The sequence below is a fragment of the Halopseudomonas pelagia genome, from assembly GCF_009497895.1.
GTDB lineage: Bacteria > Pseudomonadota > Gammaproteobacteria > Pseudomonadales > Pseudomonadaceae > Halopseudomonas > Halopseudomonas pelagia_A.
This window is the reverse complement of sequence record NZ_CP033116.1, coordinates 3,267,705-3,287,810: the sequence shown is the minus strand read 5'-3', so window position 1 is coordinate 3,287,810 and position 20,106 is coordinate 3,267,705. Positions and strand designations below refer to the sequence as shown.

Annotated in this window: 11 protein-coding genes; 7 read left to right on the top strand and 4 right to left on the bottom strand. The window is 52.7% G+C overall.

Annotated features, from left to right (window positions below):
* The first annotated feature begins 292 nt into the window (after nt 1–292).
* Nucleotides 293–1,081 carry a hypothetical protein gene (locus tag EAO82_RS15235; RefSeq protein WP_096346800.1) on the top strand — a complete coding sequence of 263 codons (789 nt, stop codon included), beginning with the start codon at nt 293–295 and terminating at the stop codon, nt 1,079–1,081.
* A gap of 66 nt (nt 1,082–1,147) precedes the next feature.
* Here EAO82_RS15235 and EAO82_RS15230 read toward each other — a convergent pair whose 3' ends face one another.
* On the bottom strand, nt 1,148–3,772 hold the full coding sequence (locus EAO82_RS15230) for an AAA family ATPase (RefSeq protein ID WP_096346801.1): 2,625 nt from the start codon (nt 3,770–3,772) through the stop codon (nt 1,148–1,150).
* Between the two features lie 100 nt (nt 3,773–3,872).
* Entirely contained in the window at nt 3,873–4,925 is a 1,053-nt protein-coding gene (locus EAO82_RS15225) for a DUF3800 domain-containing protein (protein WP_096346802.1), read from the bottom strand.
* Between the two features lie 320 nt (nt 4,926–5,245).
* Between EAO82_RS15225 and EAO82_RS20820 the strand changes: the two genes are divergently transcribed.
* The 4 genes from EAO82_RS20820 to EAO82_RS15210 all read left to right on the top strand — a co-directional run bounded on the left by EAO82_RS20820 (nt 5,246) and on the right by EAO82_RS15210 (nt 14,592).
* Nucleotides 5,246–6,352, top strand: a complete 1,107-nt coding sequence (locus EAO82_RS20820; RefSeq protein WP_174958906.1) for a hypothetical protein — start codon at nt 5,246–5,248, stop codon at nt 6,350–6,352.
* Nucleotides 6,259–7,391, top strand: a protein-coding gene (locus EAO82_RS15220) for an IS3 family transposase (protein ID WP_153274270.1) whose coding sequence is annotated in 2 segments (ribosomal slippage) — nt 6,259–6,499 and nt 6,499–7,391 — 1,134 coding nt in all. Because the reading frame shifts where the segments join, the coding sequence is not laid out codon by codon here. The genes EAO82_RS20820 and EAO82_RS15220 overlap by 94 nt, the downstream gene beginning before the upstream one ends.
* 236 nt (nt 7,392–7,627) lie before the next feature.
* A complete protein-coding gene (locus EAO82_RS15215) occupies nt 7,628–11,191 on the top strand; it encodes a hypothetical protein (protein ID WP_143520269.1) in 3,564 nt (1,187 codons plus the stop codon).
* Between the two features lie 356 nt (nt 11,192–11,547).
* A complete protein-coding gene (locus EAO82_RS15210; RefSeq protein ID WP_096345086.1) occupies nt 11,548–14,592 on the top strand; it encodes an NERD domain-containing protein in 3,045 nt (1,014 codons plus the stop codon).
* Nucleotides 14,593–14,625: 33 nt separating this feature from the next.
* On the opposite strand, the gene EAO82_RS15205 is transcribed toward EAO82_RS15210, so the two are convergent.
* Nucleotides 14,626–15,713 (bottom strand): IS3 family transposase gene (locus tag EAO82_RS15205; RefSeq protein WP_096348146.1). Its coding sequence is split into 2 segments (ribosomal slippage): nt 14,626–15,458 and nt 15,458–15,713, totalling 1,089 coding nucleotides; the frame shifts between segments, so codons are not numbered across the junction.
* 110 nt (nt 15,714–15,823) lie between these two features.
* Here EAO82_RS15205 and EAO82_RS15200 point away from each other — a divergent pair.
* Both EAO82_RS15200 and EAO82_RS15195 read left to right on the top strand, forming a co-directional pair.
* Nucleotides 15,824–17,728: a DEAD/DEAH box helicase gene (locus EAO82_RS15200; protein ID WP_179298434.1), complete on the top strand. Its 1,905-nt coding sequence runs from the start codon at nt 15,824–15,826 to the stop codon at nt 17,726–17,728.
* Nucleotides 17,725–19,176: a hypothetical protein gene (locus tag EAO82_RS15195; protein WP_096345070.1), complete on the top strand. Its 1,452-nt coding sequence runs from the start codon at nt 17,725–17,727 to the stop codon at nt 19,174–19,176. The genes EAO82_RS15200 and EAO82_RS15195 overlap by 4 nt, the downstream gene beginning before the upstream one ends.
* Nucleotides 19,177–19,363: 187 nt before the next feature.
* On the opposite strand, the gene EAO82_RS15190 is transcribed toward EAO82_RS15195, so the two are convergent.
* A complete protein-coding gene (locus EAO82_RS15190) occupies nt 19,364–20,071 on the bottom strand; it encodes a metallophosphoesterase (protein WP_096345069.1) in 708 nt (235 codons plus the stop codon).
* Nucleotides 20,072–20,106 lie beyond the last annotated feature (35 nt).

Below are 20,106 nucleotides of genomic sequence, written 5' to 3'. Positions count from 1 at the left end.
TTACGCTTGGGCTTACTACAGAGCAGGCTAGGCGGGAGCTGCTGGTATCTTGGAAGCGCTCTGCCTTTTGACGATCATCACGGGCGCGTCAGCATAGGACCGGACGTTGCTCCGATGGCGGGCTCTGCAGGCTTACCGGCCAATGTGCAAGCTGAGTATCGACCTCGATGCCTTCTAGAGCGACGAGCCGCCCCAACATGAGCTCACAATTGCCAAAAAACCAATTTCGCAGGACGATGCTTCGTGTATTGTAATCCTATCGCCTTAATTTTGCGTACATGGACGAAGCATCATGAAATTCAATGCAGGTACCCTGCAGGACTACCTAGTAGCAACTCTCGAGAACGCGCAGGATCACGCAGCTGAGCCTCCTCAGTTGATGTACTTGGTTGACCAGATGGATCGGATATTCCAAGAAGAGATCTTCGGCCGTGAGTTTAACGCGAGCCCAACAGCCGGCGTGCTGGTGATGAACTCTTACACCATGCTCCTGAGCGGTGTCCGCCAAGCGCTGTCTGGCCATGTAGTGTCAACGTTTCCGATTACTCGCACTGCGCTTGAATCGGCATGCTATGCATTCATCATTGCTCGTGACGAGAAGAAGGCCGACATCTGGTTTCAGCGGCATGCTTCCAAGACCGCTCATAAAGATTGCCGGGACGCGTTCACCGTGGCGAAGGCTGTGAAAGAGCTCAAGGCGATCAATTCAGGAATGGCCGAGTACGTACAGGCCTACTACGACGCTTCGATCGACTTTGGCGCTCACCCTAACCGAAAATCAGTGATTGATCACTTGAAGGACACCGGGTCGATTGGTGAGGACTTGCATGGTTTTGAGCTGACTGGCGTTTATGGTCGGAATAGCTGGTATGTAAATTTTGCATTGTTGGCTTGTGTCGAGGTGGGCCAGGCGATTGCGTTTCTGACAGCGGCATCAACCGATAATCACCCCCTAATCCACGAGCGTGTCGAAGTATTTCAGGCTTGGATGGACGCGAAAAATCGAATGGCCGAGGAAATAAACGGGGAACCGATCAACTACACAGGCCCGATGTATTCTTCAGTCCTTCCTCCTGCTTAAGATTCTGCACTGCCTAGCCTGGAGGTTGAGATAAATCGTTAAAGCAAAAAGAGCGGCGCAATCCAATTAGCGAGTAATAAGTGCCTCTAACGCCGCGTCCAATGCCGTGACAGATTCCACAATTGTTCGTACGGTGGCACGGTCGAATTCGTGGTCGCGCTGCGAGTCATGCACACCGCTGTTGAGATAACCCCACTCTATACTTCCCGGACCTATTCCTAGCAGGCGGTCTAGGGCAACAACGATTTCTGTGGAGCCAGCATACTGATGTGTGGTGCGGTTAACAGCTGACCGCAGCTTGGCGCATTTGTTATTTAGCTCCCAAGGCGAGCGTGGTCCCCCGAGCTTGAGTTCAATGCGCCCATCGGTGCGACGACCCAGCCAGATCCAGATGCGATCTGTCAGGCTCTCCAGAGCGGGTCGCGCTTGACGTAGCGCTTCGCGCTTCTCGTCATCCGCCAATGCCTGCTGGGCCAGCAGGACGTAATTTTTTGTTGGCGGGGCGGTGTCGACACGCAACTCATGTTCGCCATTATGCGGCAAGAACTTGTAGCGCTTTATGGCCGCGGAGCGCTGCGCGCCCAGCTCCTGCTGGATCCGATGCAGAAACTCTTCTGCATGCGAAGTCAGAATGACTTGCTTTCCGTCCAATAGACCGTCTTCGAAAAAAGTGCGCCAAATACCATCGCGATGGTCATCGTCGATCGCGTTAACCACGTCATCGAAGATGACCACGGGGCAGCCTTGTGCAATGTTCTTCGCCAGCAGAATCGCAAGGCCCAAGCACTTGATATGTCCTTCGCTGAAGACGATCAGCGCGTCATAGCGCACGCCCGGTTCTCCGGCAAACTCCACCTCGATCTTGCCGTTCTCTGCCACCGGAAGCCACAGCGCATGCAACAGGTCGCTGGGCGGATCACCACGATTGAATGCGTTGTACAGATTGCGGGCTTGTTCCCCCAAGCCTTGAAGTAGCGCACCCGGCAGTGCGGCCAAATAGGCCTGGATCTCTGGCAGAAAACTGTCGTAGGCGGCCTTGATCCGCTGATGGTGCGCCACCACCGGCACTTCTGCTGCGACGGCTTGGATCAGTTCGCGATTCACCTCGTCGAACAGGGCCACTGTCTGGCGGGCTGCGGCCAGTTCCTGATCCGCCGTCGTGCGCATCGTTCGCAGGCGTTCGATCTCCAACCGATACAGGTCCAACCTGTCCCGCTCCTGGGCCAATGTGCCGCGTTGGTCATGCACTTCGCGAGCTTGCGCGTCCATGCGTCCGATGATTTCGGCGATCTGCAGCAGAGCGTTCCAGGCGCACCGCTCAACATCAACCCAGGCGCCCAGCCAGTTGCCTGCCGCGGTGGCAGGCAGCACAGGCAGGCCCGCCGCCTGTAGTTCCGCAGGGCATATGTTCGCAGCAACCGCGAGCACGCGACGCATCTCGTCCCATAGTCCTCGCACTGCCTCACTCAACTGAGTCCGAAGGCTGGCTTCGTGCTGCTGAAGGTCGGCCAGTTGTGCAAGTTGCTCCAGGCCAGCGCGCGCTTTGGCGAAAGGGTCTTGAGCCACATTGGCCAGCCCTGTCCCGCAGGCAGGACAAGCCGTTGCCCCGTCGGCTAAGGCCAGCACCGCCTCGTAGAGCTTGGCATACGACACTTCGCCGGCGCGGCTCGCGAGCTGCCCGGAAGATTCCTGCCACAGGCCCTGGAGACGGTAGGACTCTGCCAGCAGTGCCTGCAGCTTGGCCTGGGTTACCTCGTGGATGGCAGGCGGAACCGCATCGAGCTGGGCTTGTACATACGGCAGTCGTCCCTGTTGTTGCGGGGTGCCAAGCAACCATTCGACACAGCCCAGGTACGTCGCACCAGGCGACATGCGCTGTGCTAGAGCGTGCTCTAGAGCCTCGATCCCTGCGATCTTTTGCGGATAGTCAGTGATCGTTTGTTCAGAGTTCGCCAGTTGCAGGCGACGCTGTGCCAGTTGAGAAGCCTGGGCCCCGATTAGCATGAGGTCCTGATCGAGCAAAGGATTGAAGCCGCGCACGAACTCGCTGAACTGATCTACGCCGAACAAGGTTGCGATGAGCTGTCGTTGATCGCCAGGGGTCCGTGCTGCGATGCGAGCAAAGTCGTCGAGGCGGTTCTTTTCGATGAAGCAGAAGCGGTACTCAGACTCTTTTGGCTGCACGACCTCGACTTCGTCTGCCCCCCTAACCGAGAGCACTGGGGCGACATGGCGGCGCAGGCGCGCGTTGTTGCAGTAGTTGCGCTGGTCCACCCTCTTAACCTGCGCCTCGCTGATAGTGCCGAGCATCGCCAGTTCCAGCGCCTCGCAGAAACTGCTCTTGCCGGTACCGTTGGCACCGTAGACCAGGGTGATGTCATGGCTGAGATCGAATGTTTCCTGCCGCATGAACCCGCGAAAGGGTCCCACTTCAAGCTGATGCAGGCGACCCAGAGCTGGACCGGCTTCAGGCCCGCCAGCATCCCCGCCGTACGCGACAGGTATCTGCGCCAGATGCGTCACCGCCAGCGGAGCGAGGCGCGTTGACCGTCCGCGGCGCGCGGAACCGACCTCCGAAAGTGGCTGCAAATGGTTGAGTATCAAGTGCGCGAGCCGGCGAACGTCGTCGTGCACCTCTCGTTGCATCAAGTGTGAAATGAAGCGGTGGTACTCCGAATGAATGCTTGCCATGCAACCCTCTAAATAGAAAGACGCTTTCGGCTGCGTCCGTGACGGTGTTAATCAGCCTCTCGCTATGTGGCGTGCGATCAGGTTTTACTTCTATCCGCTGTTATGGCTTATGGAAGTGCCGGGCGAAATAGTCGATTGTCTGCGCCGCCTGGGTCCCCTTGCGGAAGCGTTTCTGTTCCTCGAAGTCGATCGAAGGCAGCATGTGGATCAACTGATGATCTGCATAGAGGGCCAAGACTCGCTGAGCATCCAGCGTCCCGTGGCGTTTTTCTGTGAGCGTGTTCGCTGCTTCTATGGTCGCGCCGATCATTACGTCCGCCAGTTGCACCGCTGGACTTGTCTTGGAGTCAACTTGTGTCACCGACTGGAGCTTGAGTGGAAATGTGATGCTCGCGATCTCCGACTGGCGAAGCGTGATCGCCTCCTCGTGGTGGATAAAGCGCTGTAGTAAGTCGTGATAAGTGAGCAGGTTATTGGACTGATCGTGCTCGACCCGATAGGGGCCGTCGGCGATGACTTCCATTCGGCTGATCAGCGACTGCAGTACCACGAGGGCGGCGTCTGTAGTTACACCAGGGGTGGATATCGCTTGCAGGCATTCCGGTGCCGCAAACTGCGCCAAGGGGCCCAGTGCTTCTGGCAGTCCCTGCCAGCGCGAGGCACGAGCGGCGTTGACCAAATTGGCAAGTGTCCCTGGGCTTTTCTCCTTTACTGCGCGTTGGAAACAGGCCAGCAACTGGTCAAGAGCGCCTTCCCCGAGGAGCGTTGGCCCTGTGGCATACAGCAGCGATGCGAGCGAATAGTTCTGCCCATCTTTATAGAAGTCGATCCCGCGCTCGTAGTAGAACGGCTCGACCGCGTAGTCCAAGAACATTAGCAGCAGAAGGAAGCGCTTGTCGCAGACGTATGTCACGCATTTGTGCTGGGTTAGCATGTCGCGCAGTAGCGCCAACAGACGCGGGTGGTTGGCTGGGCGGCGTGCCAGAGCCCGATATTTGAGTTCGTCCGCCTTCAGCTTGGGAAAGTGCTCCCGGATCAAGCACCTGGCCTGGTCATCGTCGATGGCGATGGCCGCTGCCCCCTGGAACCGTTGCTCAGGGTTAAGCAGGTCGAAGCCGGTGTAACCGCTTTCATCGATTCGGAAGCATTCCATCGCAATTCCCAATATTCGGCAGGCAGATTTAATTCAGATGTTACAGCTTAGAGGCCTAGTTTCGTACGCACACGTTTAGTCCTTGTCCATTTTTGCCATTTGCACTGGCAAGTATGGGGCATTCAATGTCCTGGAGGTTATAGTCTAAGCATATCAGGGGCGCTTGCCGTAGATTTATGTGTTCTGCTAACCAAATTCCAAGGCGCGATGGCGAAGCAGCGTCATGCTGCCAAGCATCCACTCAAGACCGGACGCCCACAAATCTTGATCAACACGAAGCCGGCAGGTCGGCTGGCTTAGGCCTGAGGAGCGCAGTATCCGTGGCAAAAATAAAGAGAAAAGCAAAACCGAGCTCGAATTCGACACGCTCCTCCCTAAGGAAGCCTGCAATCAGCGAACTTGCTGAAGTGCTCCAGTCATTGCCAGCAAGCGGTCAATCAGGCTTTGAAGGACTTATTGCCAAACTTCTTACAAAGCTCACTAGCGTGCCTTTCCTCGTACGAAGGGCGGGTTCGCAACAAGGTCGCGATGCTGATTCGAGTGTCAGCGCAGCCGAGTGCATTTTTATAGAGTGCAAGCGATACGAAGAGTCAAGTTCTCTTGATGAACGAGCGTTGCGCACGCAAATCGAGATCTCGGCAAATGCAGCGCCAGGTCTTGATATGTGGGTGTTGGCTACTACGCGCTCTGTGGATGCCTCGGCGGTAGAGTGGCTAGCGGAGAAAACTCGGGAAATGGGCGCCGATTTTTTCGTTCTCTCTTGTGGCACTCTTTCTGAACCAGCGGATCTTGACTACCTCGCTGCCGCTTTCGGTGATGACGTTGTTTCCTTCTGTTCCGGCAGCGAAGCCATCGAGGCTACTACCCGAGAGTATCTAAGGAGAGTGCGGGAAAGAGAAGGATTCAACGACGCTCTAGCTCGAATCAGAAAAGCTTTCGATAGCGCGACTGTGGGGTTGCCGAGCTTTCGCTCAAGGTTGAATGCATCACTATGCAGCACGCTAGAAAATGAGGAAACCAGCCGATTGAAACTAAATGCTCACTTGACCTCAGGCGAGCAGACACCAGTAAACGTTCCTAGACCCGTCGTAAAACAGCAACTAGACGCCTTCGCATCGCCTTCACGGGACAGCGGAGCTCCGCGGATATGTGTCGTACAAGGTGATGAAGGTAATGGTAAGTCTTGGGCAGTCGCCACTTGGGTACGGGCGTTAATTTCCAAACCATCAGCTCCCCCGGTCTTCTGGTTTAAGTCTTCCGCGAGTAAAGAGGGGTTCTACCCCGTTACTGCGGACACTTTTGAAAAAAGGCACAATGTGCCAAAGGAGTGTTCATGTCCAAACGCAGAAGATACAGCCCCGAATTCAAGCGCGAAGCCATCGCGCTATCTCGCCAGCCAGGTGCCAATTGCCGCCAGGTGGCCTTAGAGATTGGAATTAATCCCAACCTGTTGTCCCGGTGGGCGCGTGAAGCCGAAGAATTGCCAAGCAAGGCCTTCAAGGGCTCGGGAACGCCGCGTGACGAAGAGCTTGCCCACTTGAAGCGGGAACTGGCACGGGTAAAAAAGGAACGTGATTTTTTGCGCGAAGCGGCAGTGTTCTTTGCAAAGGAGTCGTCCTGAGGTATCAGACGATTCAACACTGTCGCAGTCTTTTCCCGATACGTCTTATGTGTCGTTGCCTGAAGGTATCGGCCAGCGGCTATTACGCTTGGGCATCTCGTCCGCAGTCCAGCAGGGCAAGAGCGAACGACCGTCTGCTGTCGCGTATCAGAGAGATTCACGATGACAGTGGCGGAATGCTTGGGTCGCCCCGAATGCACGAAGACTTGGCTGCCGAAGGCGTTGCAGCCAGCCTGAATCGTGTTGCAAGGCTAATGGCCAAGCACGGCATTCAGGGGTGGCCCCGTAGGAAGCGAGGACGCCTCGGACGCGCATCAAATCGGCCACAAGGTATTCAAAATCACCTTGAACGGGATTTCTCCGCACTGGAACCTGATACCAAATGGGTCACTGACATTACGGAGATCTCCACCCAGGAAGGAAAACTATTTCTCTGCGTGGTTCTGGATTTATTCAGCAAGCTGATCGTTGGCTGGTCTATGCACCACCGGCAGGATCGGCAGATGGTAATCAGAGCTGTTCAAATGGCTGTCTGGCAACGTCAGGGCGAAACCCCAGTAATACTGCATTCAGACCGAGGCAGTCAGTTTACCAGCGGTGATTACCAGCGATATCTAGGCAGTAACGATTTGGTCAGCAGCATGAGCGCGGTTGGCCATTGCGGAGACAACGCAGCCTGTGAGGGGTTCTTCGGCATGCTAAAACGAGAGCGAGTACACCATCGGCGTTACCGTACGCAGGACGAGGCAAGAGCTGATCTGTTTGAATACATCGAGCGGTTCCATAACCCCAGGATGCGACGTAGAGTTGCTGTTCAGGATCGGAAGCTCACAGCCGTTTTATAACCGTCCGTGGAAACGGGGTAGAACCCGAGCGAGGCCTAAAAGACTTAGCACGACTTGCTGTTATCCAGTTGCAAACATCCGAAGAAGATATCTTCTTTCCTAAGATTCGAAGGTGGCTTGGTATTACGTCGGACGCATGCGGAATCATCGTCCTAGATGGTATCAATGAGAGGCATGACATCACTTTTTGGACAGATTATATAGCGAATATAGTAGCGGAAGCGGGGCCTCAGATATTGCTTGTCATCACGTGCAGGGCAGATACCTGGCGCAAGCAGCTTAAGCCTCGACTCAACCTTCAGGCTACGGAGGTTGATCTCTCTGGGTTTAACGAACAAGAGTTCGCTGTTGCAATGCAAAGTCAGCCACGGGAGATTGTTGAAAAGCTTTGGGCGCTCGGCCCTGTTGCTAGAAAACCCCGCTATCTGGCAGATGCGCTAGCGTACTTGCGACAAGGGGGTCATGCGAACGAGCTCACAGTTGAGATGCTTCAGTATCACGCTTGGAAAAATCTTTACCGCAGGCGTATGGACTATCCAGTAGCACCCGATGAATTTGAGAGTGTTCTGCGACACCTTGCCAAAGAGATGAGTCGGCGGGTCACTTCGGGTGAGTTGAAGGATTTACTTGCATTTAATCCACATGTGCTTGAAGCCTTGTCCGAGCTCGCATCTGGCGGAGTGCTACGCCAGGAAGGAACTGCGTTAGTTCTTGAGCGACCGTACCTTGTTGAAGGGCTGGGCCTTCTTTTAATTGATACTCTCGCGTTAGCTGCTGGAACGGTTACTGAATTGCGTCAGCAGATTGGTGTATTTCTGCATGACACGCAGAGAAATCCACTCACCGCAGAAATATGCGCATCGGCGTCTTACAAGGCGTTGGCTGATGATAAAATGCGAGAGGAGGTTGCTGTTGCGCTCACTCTGGAGTTTTTAGACTGCCAGAACGCTCAACAGACCTCGGTACAGGGCGTTATCGCGCTCGCATCGAAGCGGCCCCATGTCATTGCTCAAGTAGCCGAAGAGTTGTGGGCGGTGCCGGGCTCGGATTCCGCCATTGAGCACATGATTTTGGATGGGCTCATACAGATCGCAAAAAATGCAAGTTCTGGAAGTGCGATTGTGAACGTGCTTGCTCGCTGGTCGAGCTTTATACATGAGCACGGTGAATTCTATCGTCGTGATGCCGGAGAGTTAGCTGCCCGGTCTAGTGCAAGTGTTCACGCAACAGCTCCCACATTCGGCCGAGTTCAACTTACCGAAGACGGCTCCGTGATACTCACTCGAGTGGAAAACCAACGGCTCCTTCGGCTCGCGAGACTGGCCCTGGCCGTGATTTCACTAGCGGATCGTGAAACATTTTTCCAAATTGCGTTCAACAGCTTAATCGCCGATTCGGTCATGCTGACTTCAAGAAGCAACGTCAGCGGTTGGATTTTGGGTTCGAGTAGGTCTGTGCTTACCCAGCAAGTGGGGGCAGCCCTCCGGCGGGTGGATATGCTTACCTTGGTGTCAGCCGACGGCAAGCGTCGAATCAAAAGAGTCCTTTTAGAGTCTGCGGCTGCTGCTGAATATGCTGTGCAGTTAAGGTCAGCGCGGGAAGAAGCCGAAGAGACATTGCGGCGTGATGGCCTAGGTCTTAATTATATGAACCCAACCCGAGAAGAACTTCCTAGCTTTTTGATGGAAGCTGACGTCGGATTCTGGGCGAAGATGGAGGCTGCTAGCAAGTACGCGTCTGATCCAATGTTTGAATATCCGATTGATTTTGTGTCCGAGTTGCGGGCGCATGCGCAGAAGTTTTCGACAGTGGGTCTTCATATAACTCGCGGTCAAACTTCGGAAGATCACGAGTGGACGTTCTTAGAGCCGCTGCTTTGTAGACTCTGCAGAGATGTATACGCCTCCAAGGTTCGTGACTTTATCCGGACAATCGATCAGCGGCAAGACGAAGCTATTTATTCTTGGGTATTTGCTGCAAACAGCTACGTAAGTTTGCTCGGATCCACTGAGGTTGAATCGATCCGCCAGACGTGGGAGCGGATAATCACTACGGCGAGCAACGATACCGATGAGCTAAGGACAGTAGAGTTCTTCATGTTCGGCATGCTTTTGGCAACAATGGAGCCGCAAGACCAGGTAAAAGAGCTTCTGCGGCGAGGTGAATCCAGGGCTCATCTGGAGAGCTTTGCAAATGAGTTTCAGCAACTGAGATCGGCTGAGGCTCAGCAAAAGATAGCGTGTCTTGCGGAGGCAGACGATCAACTGCTACCAGTGCTTTGGTACGCAGTTGAACAGGAAGAACCTTCAAGTACCGTTTGGTTGCCACTAATTGACCGTTCCCTTGACAATGGGGAGAACGTCGCTCGTGGGTTCGCGTTGCGATTACTGTTCCAGATGCCCGAAAAAGAGGTGCTCTGTAGGTTGAGCAGCCTTCAGTTGCCGGAAAAGCCTACGCATGTTGAAAGTCATTGGTATACCAGGCTTCTGCTTCAGCATTCACCAGATACAGCTCGTTTAATCTTGGACCGGTGCGATCTAGCCACTTGTGCAGAGGTCCTCGGGACAGTCACGGGCGAACGCCTGGAGGGATTAGTTACAGCGTTCGCAGGCTATGTAATTGCTTGGCTAAGATTGCAGGTTGACCCACACGAGCCACCATCTCCAGAGTTGCGAGTGACAGTTCAGGCGCAAGCGCCAGGTCGGGGAGGCTTGGCCACCGTTTCAGTTGACTGGAGTCAAATTGACAGCACCGTATCCTTTCGCTCTGAGCTATCTACGTGGGGAGGGCTAGATCAAGGTGACGGACTTGGTACGTTAAAGGACAGCTTTTCTGATCGCCGGTTCACAGACCTCCAGAACGCCCTTAGGGAGGCCATGAAGTTGGCAGAAGAGCGCGGGAACTGGGCGTACACTGCTTATTGGTCGGACTCAACGCTCGTTGCGATGCTCGACAAAGTGCATGGTTTCCGGACTGAAGTTCAACTCCTCATTGAAGAGGCCAAGAACCGGAAGCGTCTAAGGTCTATCGGGAGCTTCGTTTCCGCACTTGCTAGAACGTTGTTGAGATCTGGTGACTCAATGGGGCTGGAACTCATGCGACTAATCCGAACTGAGGACATAGTTGTTCGCTCAATTGATAATCAGGCTGGGGGGGACGAACTAGACGCTGCGCTCTCATCTTATCCTCGCCCTGACGAAGCCTGCGATCTCTGGCTTGAACGCATCGATGCTTCTAAGAGCGACGCCTATGTTCTTGCAAATTGCGAACTACTCATCCAAGGGGGGAATGTAGAATGGCTCCTCGGACAGGCAGCGCGCGAAATAAATTCAGATGCTCCCTATTTCAGACGGAGGGGACTACTCCTTTTGGCTGGGGCTGGATGCAGTAGGGCAGAATTAGATACTGCAGTGTTGGAGCTAGGCGACGGTGGCACGGGTTTGGAAAACGTAGTGCAAACAGCCGAAAATTACATCTTGAGGCTATCGCAAATGCGGCATTGGATATCGGCAATGATGTTAACCAACGACTCATCTGAGGCAAAATGTGCGGCCATACTGCTTATGCATTGCGCAGACTCTCGGTTTTGGCCTCTGCTTGTAGAGGCTGTAAATCAACACGAGCGGCCCCGCTGCGGAGCGACGCTAACGCAGTTGCTTCCTCTCGACGACGTCAAGAAGGCGATTAAAGCTACCCTAAAACAGCGCGATAAAATTTTGCTCGGATATCGTAAAGCCGAAAACGATGCCGCGCCTTGGCTTAAGTCGCAGTCAATGGCGTCTGCTCGGCTCCCGATTTGATTCTATCATCGCTGTTGCAATAAGAATGCTAATGCTGCTGGTCTCACGATCAACCCTGGTTGATCGACTACATATTGCTTAAGTCCCGTCCGGCAGATTTAGCCGATACCGGCCAATCTGAAAATAGTTATACCTGCTTCAAGTGATCATTTTATTAGCTGCTGAGTCGGTAGGAGCCACGCCAAAAAGATTTGTCATGGAAATGAGTGCTAGAAAGCAGCTAGCTGCGGGAAGAGACGCTTCTCAAGCATTCTCGTTCGTGTGGTGTTTGACTATGGGCGTTTGTATACTGGCCAAATAGAATCTGCCTTGTGTGCCCAAATTTCAGCCGTTGAAAAAATGCGAAAAGGACTTCCATGAGAATTGTAAACCATGGCCGAGGGATCCACGCCCGTGAAGTGCCTGGAATCGACTACTTCAAAAGTAACCTTCCTGAAGATTGGGTTGCACACACGAATCTGGATTTGTCGCTCCCCCACGGCGGGCCGAGAGAAATCGATGTAATTCTTTTTGCCAACGATCGCATCTATCTCATAGATCTCAAAGATGGTCGGGGACATTACGAAAGTAGTGGAGGTGATTGGGTTCACAATGGTAAGCCCCCCGTACGATCTCCTGTCAAAAAGATTATCGAGAATGCGAGGCAGGTAAAAATCCTTCTTGGCGATTATCTTGCAGATCTCGCTAGGCGGACGAAGCATCCCAGACTACCGACTCCTCGCGTAGAAGGGGTTGTTGTTCTGACTGGTAGTTCAGACCTTAGCGGTATTGCACCTACTGAGATCGGTCAAGTTTTCACGATGAAGAAATTTGTTGCGACGATCACTGATACCCGAAAGAGGCTGTCTCACTTTCCGCCCGTAAATCCCGATTTTCTCTCCCGCCCGGTCAATTCTGCCGAATGGAAGCCACGACTGGAGAAGTTTTTCAATGTGAGGGATGGAGTCTTCCAAGAAGGAAAGCGTCGCTACGGAGGATACGTCGCGACAGGCATAGGCAGTCCAACTTATGAACATCCAGCAGGTATTTACGCAGAATTCAATGTTCAAGATGACTCTGCGGCCCAGGCCATTGGAATTCTTCGGCGGTGGGACTTCTCTAAAGCTGACACCCGATTTCAGACGGAGGAGGGTCGCGGGGAAATAGCAAGCCGAGAGCGTAACGTCATTGCATGGCTTAACGATAGAAGTCCCGACTGCCATGCAGCAATACTACAAGTGAAGGCCTTCGATCCTGAGGCCTCGGTTGATTCGTGGGAAGTTTACGACAGACGGCGTCAAATGAAGCGGCTTTCAGAGTTCCTGCCAAGCGAGTTGCCGGCGCTTCGTCCTAAAGAGCGCCTGGAGCTTGTCCGTCAAATGCTTTCGCATGCTCAGGCGTTTCATGCCTTCGATGCGGCTCACCTTGACCTAGGTACTCACAGTGTGTGGGTAGATCTACCCTCTGTTGTAAGGTTTTCACATCTAATGACGGCCCGATATCCTGAGGCCAGGTCGCTTGGTGAGTCGCGATATCAGTTTTTGTCCAGTTTAGTAACGCCAGAAGAAGTGCTTGACGGTAGTCTCTCGCCGAAGCAGAAAGATGTCTATCATCTCGGATGCCTGATGCATCTTTTTCTATTTGGAATAGGCCCTGAGCTGATCGACTCGGTTCCTCACTGGAATTCCGACGTCGACGTAGAAGGGACTTATCGTCAGGTTCACGAGGTGCTTGAAAAGGCTCTGTCATGGGATACCTCGGAGAGGTATTCAACTGCCGCAGAGATGCTTGACCGGTTTAACGCGCTTCTGAGCAGCCATGTGAATGGCGCTACCATATTAAAAAGGCTCGAAAAATTCAAAACGGTAGCTAATCAGATCCAGCTATCCAGGCTGTATCCTTTTGCTGGTGACCTACTGAAAGAAGACAACTACGTGATGTTGTGGCCCTCTGAGAAAGATGGAGAGCGCTTGATCGTAAAGCTCTGGAAGAGAACTGCTTGGAGTGACGGCGATGCAGACTATCCACGAATACTCGACTTTTTGGAAAAGGCTCAGGAACTATCTTGCTCGCCACCGCCATCATGCGTTCCGATCAAGGATGCTATCTGGCTTCAGGATGCTATTGTTATAACTCAAATACAGGTGGACGGGCCTACTCTTGCCGAGCACGTCCTGTATGGCGACCGAGCGACACTAGCCCCTGAATCTATTCTTGGATTTCTCCTTGAATTAGTTAGAAGCGTTATCGTGATGCATGACGCAGGTGCTGCTCACGGAGACCTAAAGCCCGGGAACATCCTGATTACCGGAGAGCCGTTCGCACCCAACTTCATTGACTACCATGATTTTTCATGCGGAGCTGATGGGGAAATTCAGTCATCTGCCTATACGCCCCAGAAAGGGGGGCGCTTCGAGCGCGATCGCTTCGCCGTAACTGTAATGATTACGGAGATGTTGGATGGTGTGCAGATTGCTGAGATAGACAGGAAGGGTATTAATAAGGCGATCGAAGTTTGCCGGGGAGAAGCACTTGAGAACGCTACGCTTCTGCCTCTGTTTGATGCTATTGAAAACATACTATCGCCTGAACCTCCGAAGCTCACTCGCCGACTGACTATCGGCCTGCCGGGCGCAACATCCGGTGAGATTCTCTCTGACGAAGGGGTCTTCGGTTACGGGTTTGATAGAGGATATTTTTACCTGAGGGGTGCGAGTGAGGCGCTATTCTTTACAATACAGAGTGGCCAGATTAAGTACGCAAGACGTTCACCAATTCCTTTTCTTAACAGCAAGATTCTTTCCCAGCGTCAGTTAGGGTCGATTTCTCTCGAAATTCAAGTTTTGGGTGGAGTTGCCTATTCCTTTGATGATTTTCAAAACCTGTTCAATGAGACACCTTTTTCAGCCTTGCTATTGGGGCCGAATTTTAAGGAAGCAGTTGGCGCTGAGGAACTGGAAGAATATCAAGAGCAGCCGGAAGAGGAGCCTACTGAAGCAGAGACCGATGAAGATGCGATAGCCGAAATAGTCGATAGTCAGTTAGAGAAAAAGCCTACCAGCGTCCCCCTCCTTTGGCGAAAGCTTGTTGATGTCGAAAAAGAGTTAACGATCGAGGCTGTGGCATCGGGCATCAGCAGTTTCAGGAAGGAAACCAGACTTCATATCGTTCCAATTGAGCTTGAGTGCGGGACGCTCGAGTTCAGTCGAAATGACCGGGTATACGTCGAGCGCTTGGGCAACAAAGGCTGGAGGAAGATCGGATTGCTCGATGTGAGCGGTTCGAGCGATAAGATTATTTCGGTAGATGCAGAGGGCTGGATGCCTGCCAGTGGTTATTTAGTAGAGATGGATGAGAGGCTGCGTTTCCAGAGCCATATGGAACAGGCAAACATTGATCGACGGGTTGCCGCGGTTAGGTAATCCCCCCATTATTAGCGGAGCTCAGAAGTAGAGTCAGGCCACCATGGCCAACTTCTGTCGGGGCGTGATACCACCCAAGGCCATGTTTGGCCGTTCATTATTGTAGGTCCATAGCCACCGAGTTGCATATTCCTGAACCTCCTCAATGGAGTCGAACAGGTATTGGGCCAGCCAGTCGTAGCGCACGGTGCGATTGTAGCGCTCGATGTACGCATTCTGCTGCGGGTTGCCGGGCTGGATAAAGGCCAGTGCAATGCCCTGCTTCTCAGCCCAGGCAGCCAGCGTAGCACTGATGTATTCCGGTCCATTGTCACAGCGGATCTGGACGGGCTTTCCTCGCCATTCAATGATCTGATCCAGAGCCCGTATGACGCGCTCAGAAGGCAGCGACAGGTCTACTTCAATGCCAAGACCTTCCCGGTTGTAATCGTCAATCACATTGAACAGCCGGTAGCTGCGACCATCTTCTAACTGGTCGTGCATGAAGTCCATAGACCAGCTGGCATTGATTACCGTGGGCACCGCGAGTGGCTCGGGTTTCTCGCGTACCAAGCGTTTACGGGGCTTGATGCGCAGGTTCAGTTCCAGTTCCCGATAAATTCGATAAACACGTTTATGGTTCCAGAGGTATCCCTTTACGTTGCGCAGATACAGAAAACACAATCCAAAACCCCAGTTGCGCTGGTTATGGGTCAACCGAACCAGAAGGTCCGCGATCTCGGAATTCTCACTGTTGAGCCTGGCCTGGTAGCGATAGCAGGACTCACTGACACTGAAGGCTACACAGGCCAGGCGAATACTACAGCGACCAGCTGCAACAGTTTTTTGCGCCATCTCGCGGCGAAGAGATGGCTTTACCACTTTCCCTCAAGAGCCTCCTTGCGTAACTCGGATTTGAGGCGCTCTTCGGCGTACATTTTTTTCAGCCGCCGGTTCTCATCTTCTAGCTCTTTCATGCGCTTGATCATGGACGTATCCATGCCGCCGAATTTCGCTCGCCACTTGTAAAAACTGGCACTGCTCATACCGTGTTCGCGGCAGAGCTCCGGCACCGGTATGCCGCTCTCGGCTTGTTTCAGAATCGCCATGATCTGGCTGTCGGTAAAACGTGATGTCTTCATGCAGAATCTCCCTCCAAATAGCTTACGGAAAATTCTACTTCTAATCACCGCTGTTTTTTGGGGGGATTACCGTTACACGCCTACTGAATAAGCAATCTGTGGTACGAAATTTGGTCGATTACTTTAATCCGGACAGTAACGCTCAAGTGAGTTCAACCTCAATTGAGGTCAATGTCGATGAGGTTAAGTCCCTTTACGGCTTCAATGATAGTCAAGCAGAGGCCTTCGCTGCGCTGTTCAGGGTCCGGCCGCTCGGTCTTCTTCAGGGGCCACCAGGTACGGGGAAAACACGTTTCATAGGGGCGCTCATCCACTATGCGCTGACCAAAGGGTATGTACGTAACGTGCTTCTCTCAAGTCAATCTCACGAGGCTGTGAATAACGCGGCAGAGGCGGTACTTAAACTCTATCCGGCACTGTCGGAAGCCCCAAGCATTATTCGGGTAGGGCAGGAACTCAACGTGTCGGAGCGCTTACTACCCTTCCACGTTGCACGCGTCGAGCAACTCTACAAAGACAAATTTCAAGCCACACTGAAAGATCGCTTGATCGTCGCTGCAAGGGCCATCGGAATTCCCCAGGAAGTTTCAGCAACGCTCATTTTGCTCGAGATCACGGTGAGGCCTGTTATCGAACAGATCAACGCGCTAGCTGAAGACACAGAGCGTGACGGAGCCATTGATCGAATTGATAGCTTGATGAAAACCCTCGACACATTAAACGTTGATCATGAGTTAGAAATTGAATTGCCGAGCATGTCCGCACTCCCGGATCCAAAGTTGCTCGAAGAAGTATTTGATAAGGCTGCCAAGCGGAGCAACTGCTCGCTAGATCTAGTGGCTAGATTTAGGTCAGTAGCGCGTTTAACGCGAGACATTATCGGAAGTGTCTCTACCGCCGAGCGGAGCTTTGAGACATTCCTTGCGGGTACCCGTCAAATCGTTGCCGGCACCTGTGTTGGACTGGGGCGGTCCTCCCTTGGACTTACATCTACTGTGTTTGACTTGGTTGTGATCGACGAAGCGGCTCGATCCACTGCCAGCGAGCTGGCTGTTCCAATGCAGGCTGGAAGCTGGGTGGTGCTTGTAGGTGACCAAGAACAGCTAGAGCCCAGGTTCAAGGAGGAAGTCGTTTCTACTGTTGTTGATGAAACGGGATTCGCCGCTAACGAGATTGTTAAGAGCGATTTCGAAAGAGTCTTCGAGTCTCCAATTGGAAAAGAGATCGGCCGAAGAATAACAACTCAGTACCGGATGCTGCCACCGATTGGTCGTATGGTCTCGAACACATTCTATAACGGTGAGCTTGACTCGGGACGGGTTGTTTCTGAGCACAGCCCTGAGGTCTTTCCTGATAGTCTGAAGCATACTCTGACATGGGTTTACACGGACGACCTGAAAGAAAAGGGGTATCAGAAATCCGAGGTCGGCAAGTCTCGGAAGTCACTTACGAATCCTAAAGAGCTTGAGGTAATTATGGGGATGATTTCCGAGTGGGATAAATCTCCCGAGTTTATCCAGTGGCTAGAAGCTCGTAATGACTTGGATTATGCAATCGGAGTAATTTGTACATATGGTGCTCAGGCTACTGCCTTAAAGCAAAAACTACGAGTGGCCAGTGTGAGCAACGTAATGAGGCAGGCGATTAAGATTGATACTGTAGACAGTTATCAGGGGAAGGAAAACCTCATCGTGATTCTATCCCTCGTTCGCAATAATTCGGACGGTAGGATCGTTGATGGGAAGCCCACCATCCGGTCTGGGTTCATGAAAAGACCGAATCGAATTAACGTGGCCACAAGCAGGGCAATGGACAGATTAGTCATCGTCGGCGCCAAGCATGGCTGGGCTGCGGACGAACCCATGGCTGAGCTCGCCAAGAACTTCGATGCCGAAGTTGCAGCGGGAAATGCAGTCATCAGAGAGGCGTCGGATCTCTTGGAGGGACAGCGGGCGGCCCAAGAGGCTTCGGCCCCATCATCCAAGGCTCAAAGAGATTCTAAGGTGAGATTATGAAAGGTACTTTGACACTTAGAAGTCGAGAGCTGCCCTCCGGAGATGAACAGTCAGTCGATGTCGTTATTGGTGTTTACGATGCGCTGCTAGCCGGTCGCAACTACAAGATCGAGCATAAAGTCGCTGAGGTAGGAAAGGTGTCTCAGAGCACAGAGTTCCTATTACGATTGATCCACTCAGTGGATGGAATGCCCGAAGCGGACGTTACCAAGTTTTTTGATTTCTCCCCTCAGGAGATGACTTACCTGCTCAATGATGCAGTCAACCTTGGCTATGTGAGCCGCGACTCTGGTCGGCTTTGGACTACTCGCGCGGGGCGGGATCTCTTTGTAGCAGGGGGAGAGGAGCCTCAGATCTTCAATGTTGAAAAGCGTACATGGAATTTTGGTTTCGATCTCATCTCCTTTGCTCCTCAAGACTCCGTTAGGACTACTGCTTTTGATCACTGCTTACATTCTCTGGAAGTTGACCACGCGCTAGTCAGCAAGGGCAAAGAGCAGATCCCGGCTTCGTTCAAGCGACACTTTACTGAGCTAAACACCAAGCAGGGGTCACGTGCTCTGCTAAAACGTTCATTGTACTCGATAGATTCGGTCACTCCTGGGGATAAGTTCTCTGCCTTGGTGCCTGTGGTCGTCAAATCTCCTCAAGCATTCTTACATCAAGGAGAGCCAGATCTTCTTGAGTGGCGGCCGGAGCATGAGCTGGATGACCGGGTACAGGTGGCTACGGCAATTGGAAAATTTGTAGAAGATTTACGGTTGCATGTCCCAGAGAGCGCCGTTGACGACTATAAGATACTGATGGAATTAGCTCCTGAGTTTCTCCGGAGCTACACTCTTAAAACCGGATTTTCGGTTGAACGATACCAGCGTGATGCTGTTGCGGTGAAGGATCACAAGTTTCAGAAGAGACGGAAAACTATCGCTATAATAGGTCCATTCTTTACCCCCATCAATTCGGCTGTTCTTGACTTGGCTGTAACCCGAGCCGTCAACTACACACCAGCGACTTGTTTGCCCAGAAAGTTTTATTGGCATGCTCCCCGTAGGCCTTATTGGGGAACTACAAGGGTGCTTCCCACCATTATTCAACGAGTGCAGGACCAAATCGCTGAGAAGCTTGGTAGCGAGGAGCAAAAGCCTAGTGCAGTACTCTTGCTTGAGCGCAGCGCACAAGGCCCCCATAAAGCGTTCACGGAAAAACAACATTACCTGAATGACAGTCCCCCACAATCAGTCGAGATTTTCCTGGTGCCTGGTGTGGCGGCTGGTGTTTTGATTCATCTGCCTGGTTCATCTACCATCGGTCACGCTGTCCCAGTTGGGTTCATGAGTCTTGATCCACTAGTTGTCAGCAGAACGGAAAACTACCTCAAACAGTACGGTAGTATTGAAGTGCCAGAAGAGCGAGTATCAGAAGAAGACATTGATCTCTTGGAGGAGTGAAGTGTGGGGTTTCACGCCTGATTTCGAGGCCCAGATTAGTACCTAAACTCGAGTGTAGAGATCAGAGGCGAATCAGACCCGGCATCCGAGCCTGGGGTTGGTTATAAGCCTGGTCGTCAGGTGGTTAAAGCTGCAAACCACCGCCAGCCTGTGATTAAAGCGCGATTGCAAGTTCCTGGGCGATGGGCTAGCGGCTTCTTACAAGATCTAGTAATTCCTTTGCGCTCAGTAGGGTTGGTTGTCCGGTCCGTTCTAAAGTATCTATCCAAAGCTGGTTACCGCGTATGACAATCTTGTCTGTACCAATATGACCAGAGACAACAGCTTCCACATTCTGGATATATTCGCCATGCTGGTAGGCACGCGACCATGCCCAGGTACAGCACTTAGCCAATGATTCAGAGAAAACAATGTGCTGCATTTCGTTCCAGTCGTCGACAGGGCTTTGAGAATGGACCAGCCCAATCATCCCTATATCTGTTGGTACGCTATAGGATAAAGGGAAGTGAGTCTGTACGGCCTCTGCGAGGATACGCAGCTCCTCACTATCCAGCGAGTGGGTCCAAGCTCCACCCATGGCTAATCGTTTACTTGTGAGTTCGGGGTTCTGGACAGCAGCCCATAGCATAAGCTCATGGTTACCTATCACGCTGTGGCACCACGGGGTGGTGAGCACCCATTGTAGGGTTTGATAAGAATGGGGTCCGCGATCAATCAGGTCACCCAGTAATATTAGTCTGTCAGAGAGGGGGTTAAATTTCACTGACCTCAGCTGTTCCAAAAGTTTTGGCAGATGTCCATGAAGGTCTGAGCAAACCCAATCTCTTCCGTTCAAGTTAGCTGGAAGGATGCGGTGAACACTCAGCACTGGTGAGACTGGCTCATTAAGTCTCATTGGAAGGTTCCCATGACTTCATATATGGCGTTGGC

Coding starts and splice junctions, on each gene's coding strand:
- EAO82_RS15235 (WP_096346800.1), top strand. CDS start 293: ATGAAATTCAATGCAGGTACCCTGCAGGACTACCTAGTAGCAACTCTC.
- EAO82_RS15230 (WP_096346801.1), bottom strand. CDS start 3,772: ATGGCAAGCATTCATTCGGAGTACCACCGCTTCATTTCACACTTGATG.
- EAO82_RS15225 (WP_096346802.1), bottom strand. CDS start 4,925: ATGGAATGCTTCCGAATCGATGAAAGCGGTTACACCGGCTTCGACCTG.
- EAO82_RS15210 (WP_096345086.1), top strand. CDS start 11,548: ATGAGAATTGTAAACCATGGCCGAGGGATCCACGCCCGTGAAGTGCCT.
- EAO82_RS15195 (WP_096345070.1), top strand. CDS start 17,725: ATGAAAGGTACTTTGACACTTAGAAGTCGAGAGCTGCCCTCCGGAGAT.
- EAO82_RS15190 (WP_096345069.1), bottom strand. CDS start 20,071: ATGAGACTTAATGAGCCAGTCTCACCAGTGCTGAGTGTTCACCGCATC.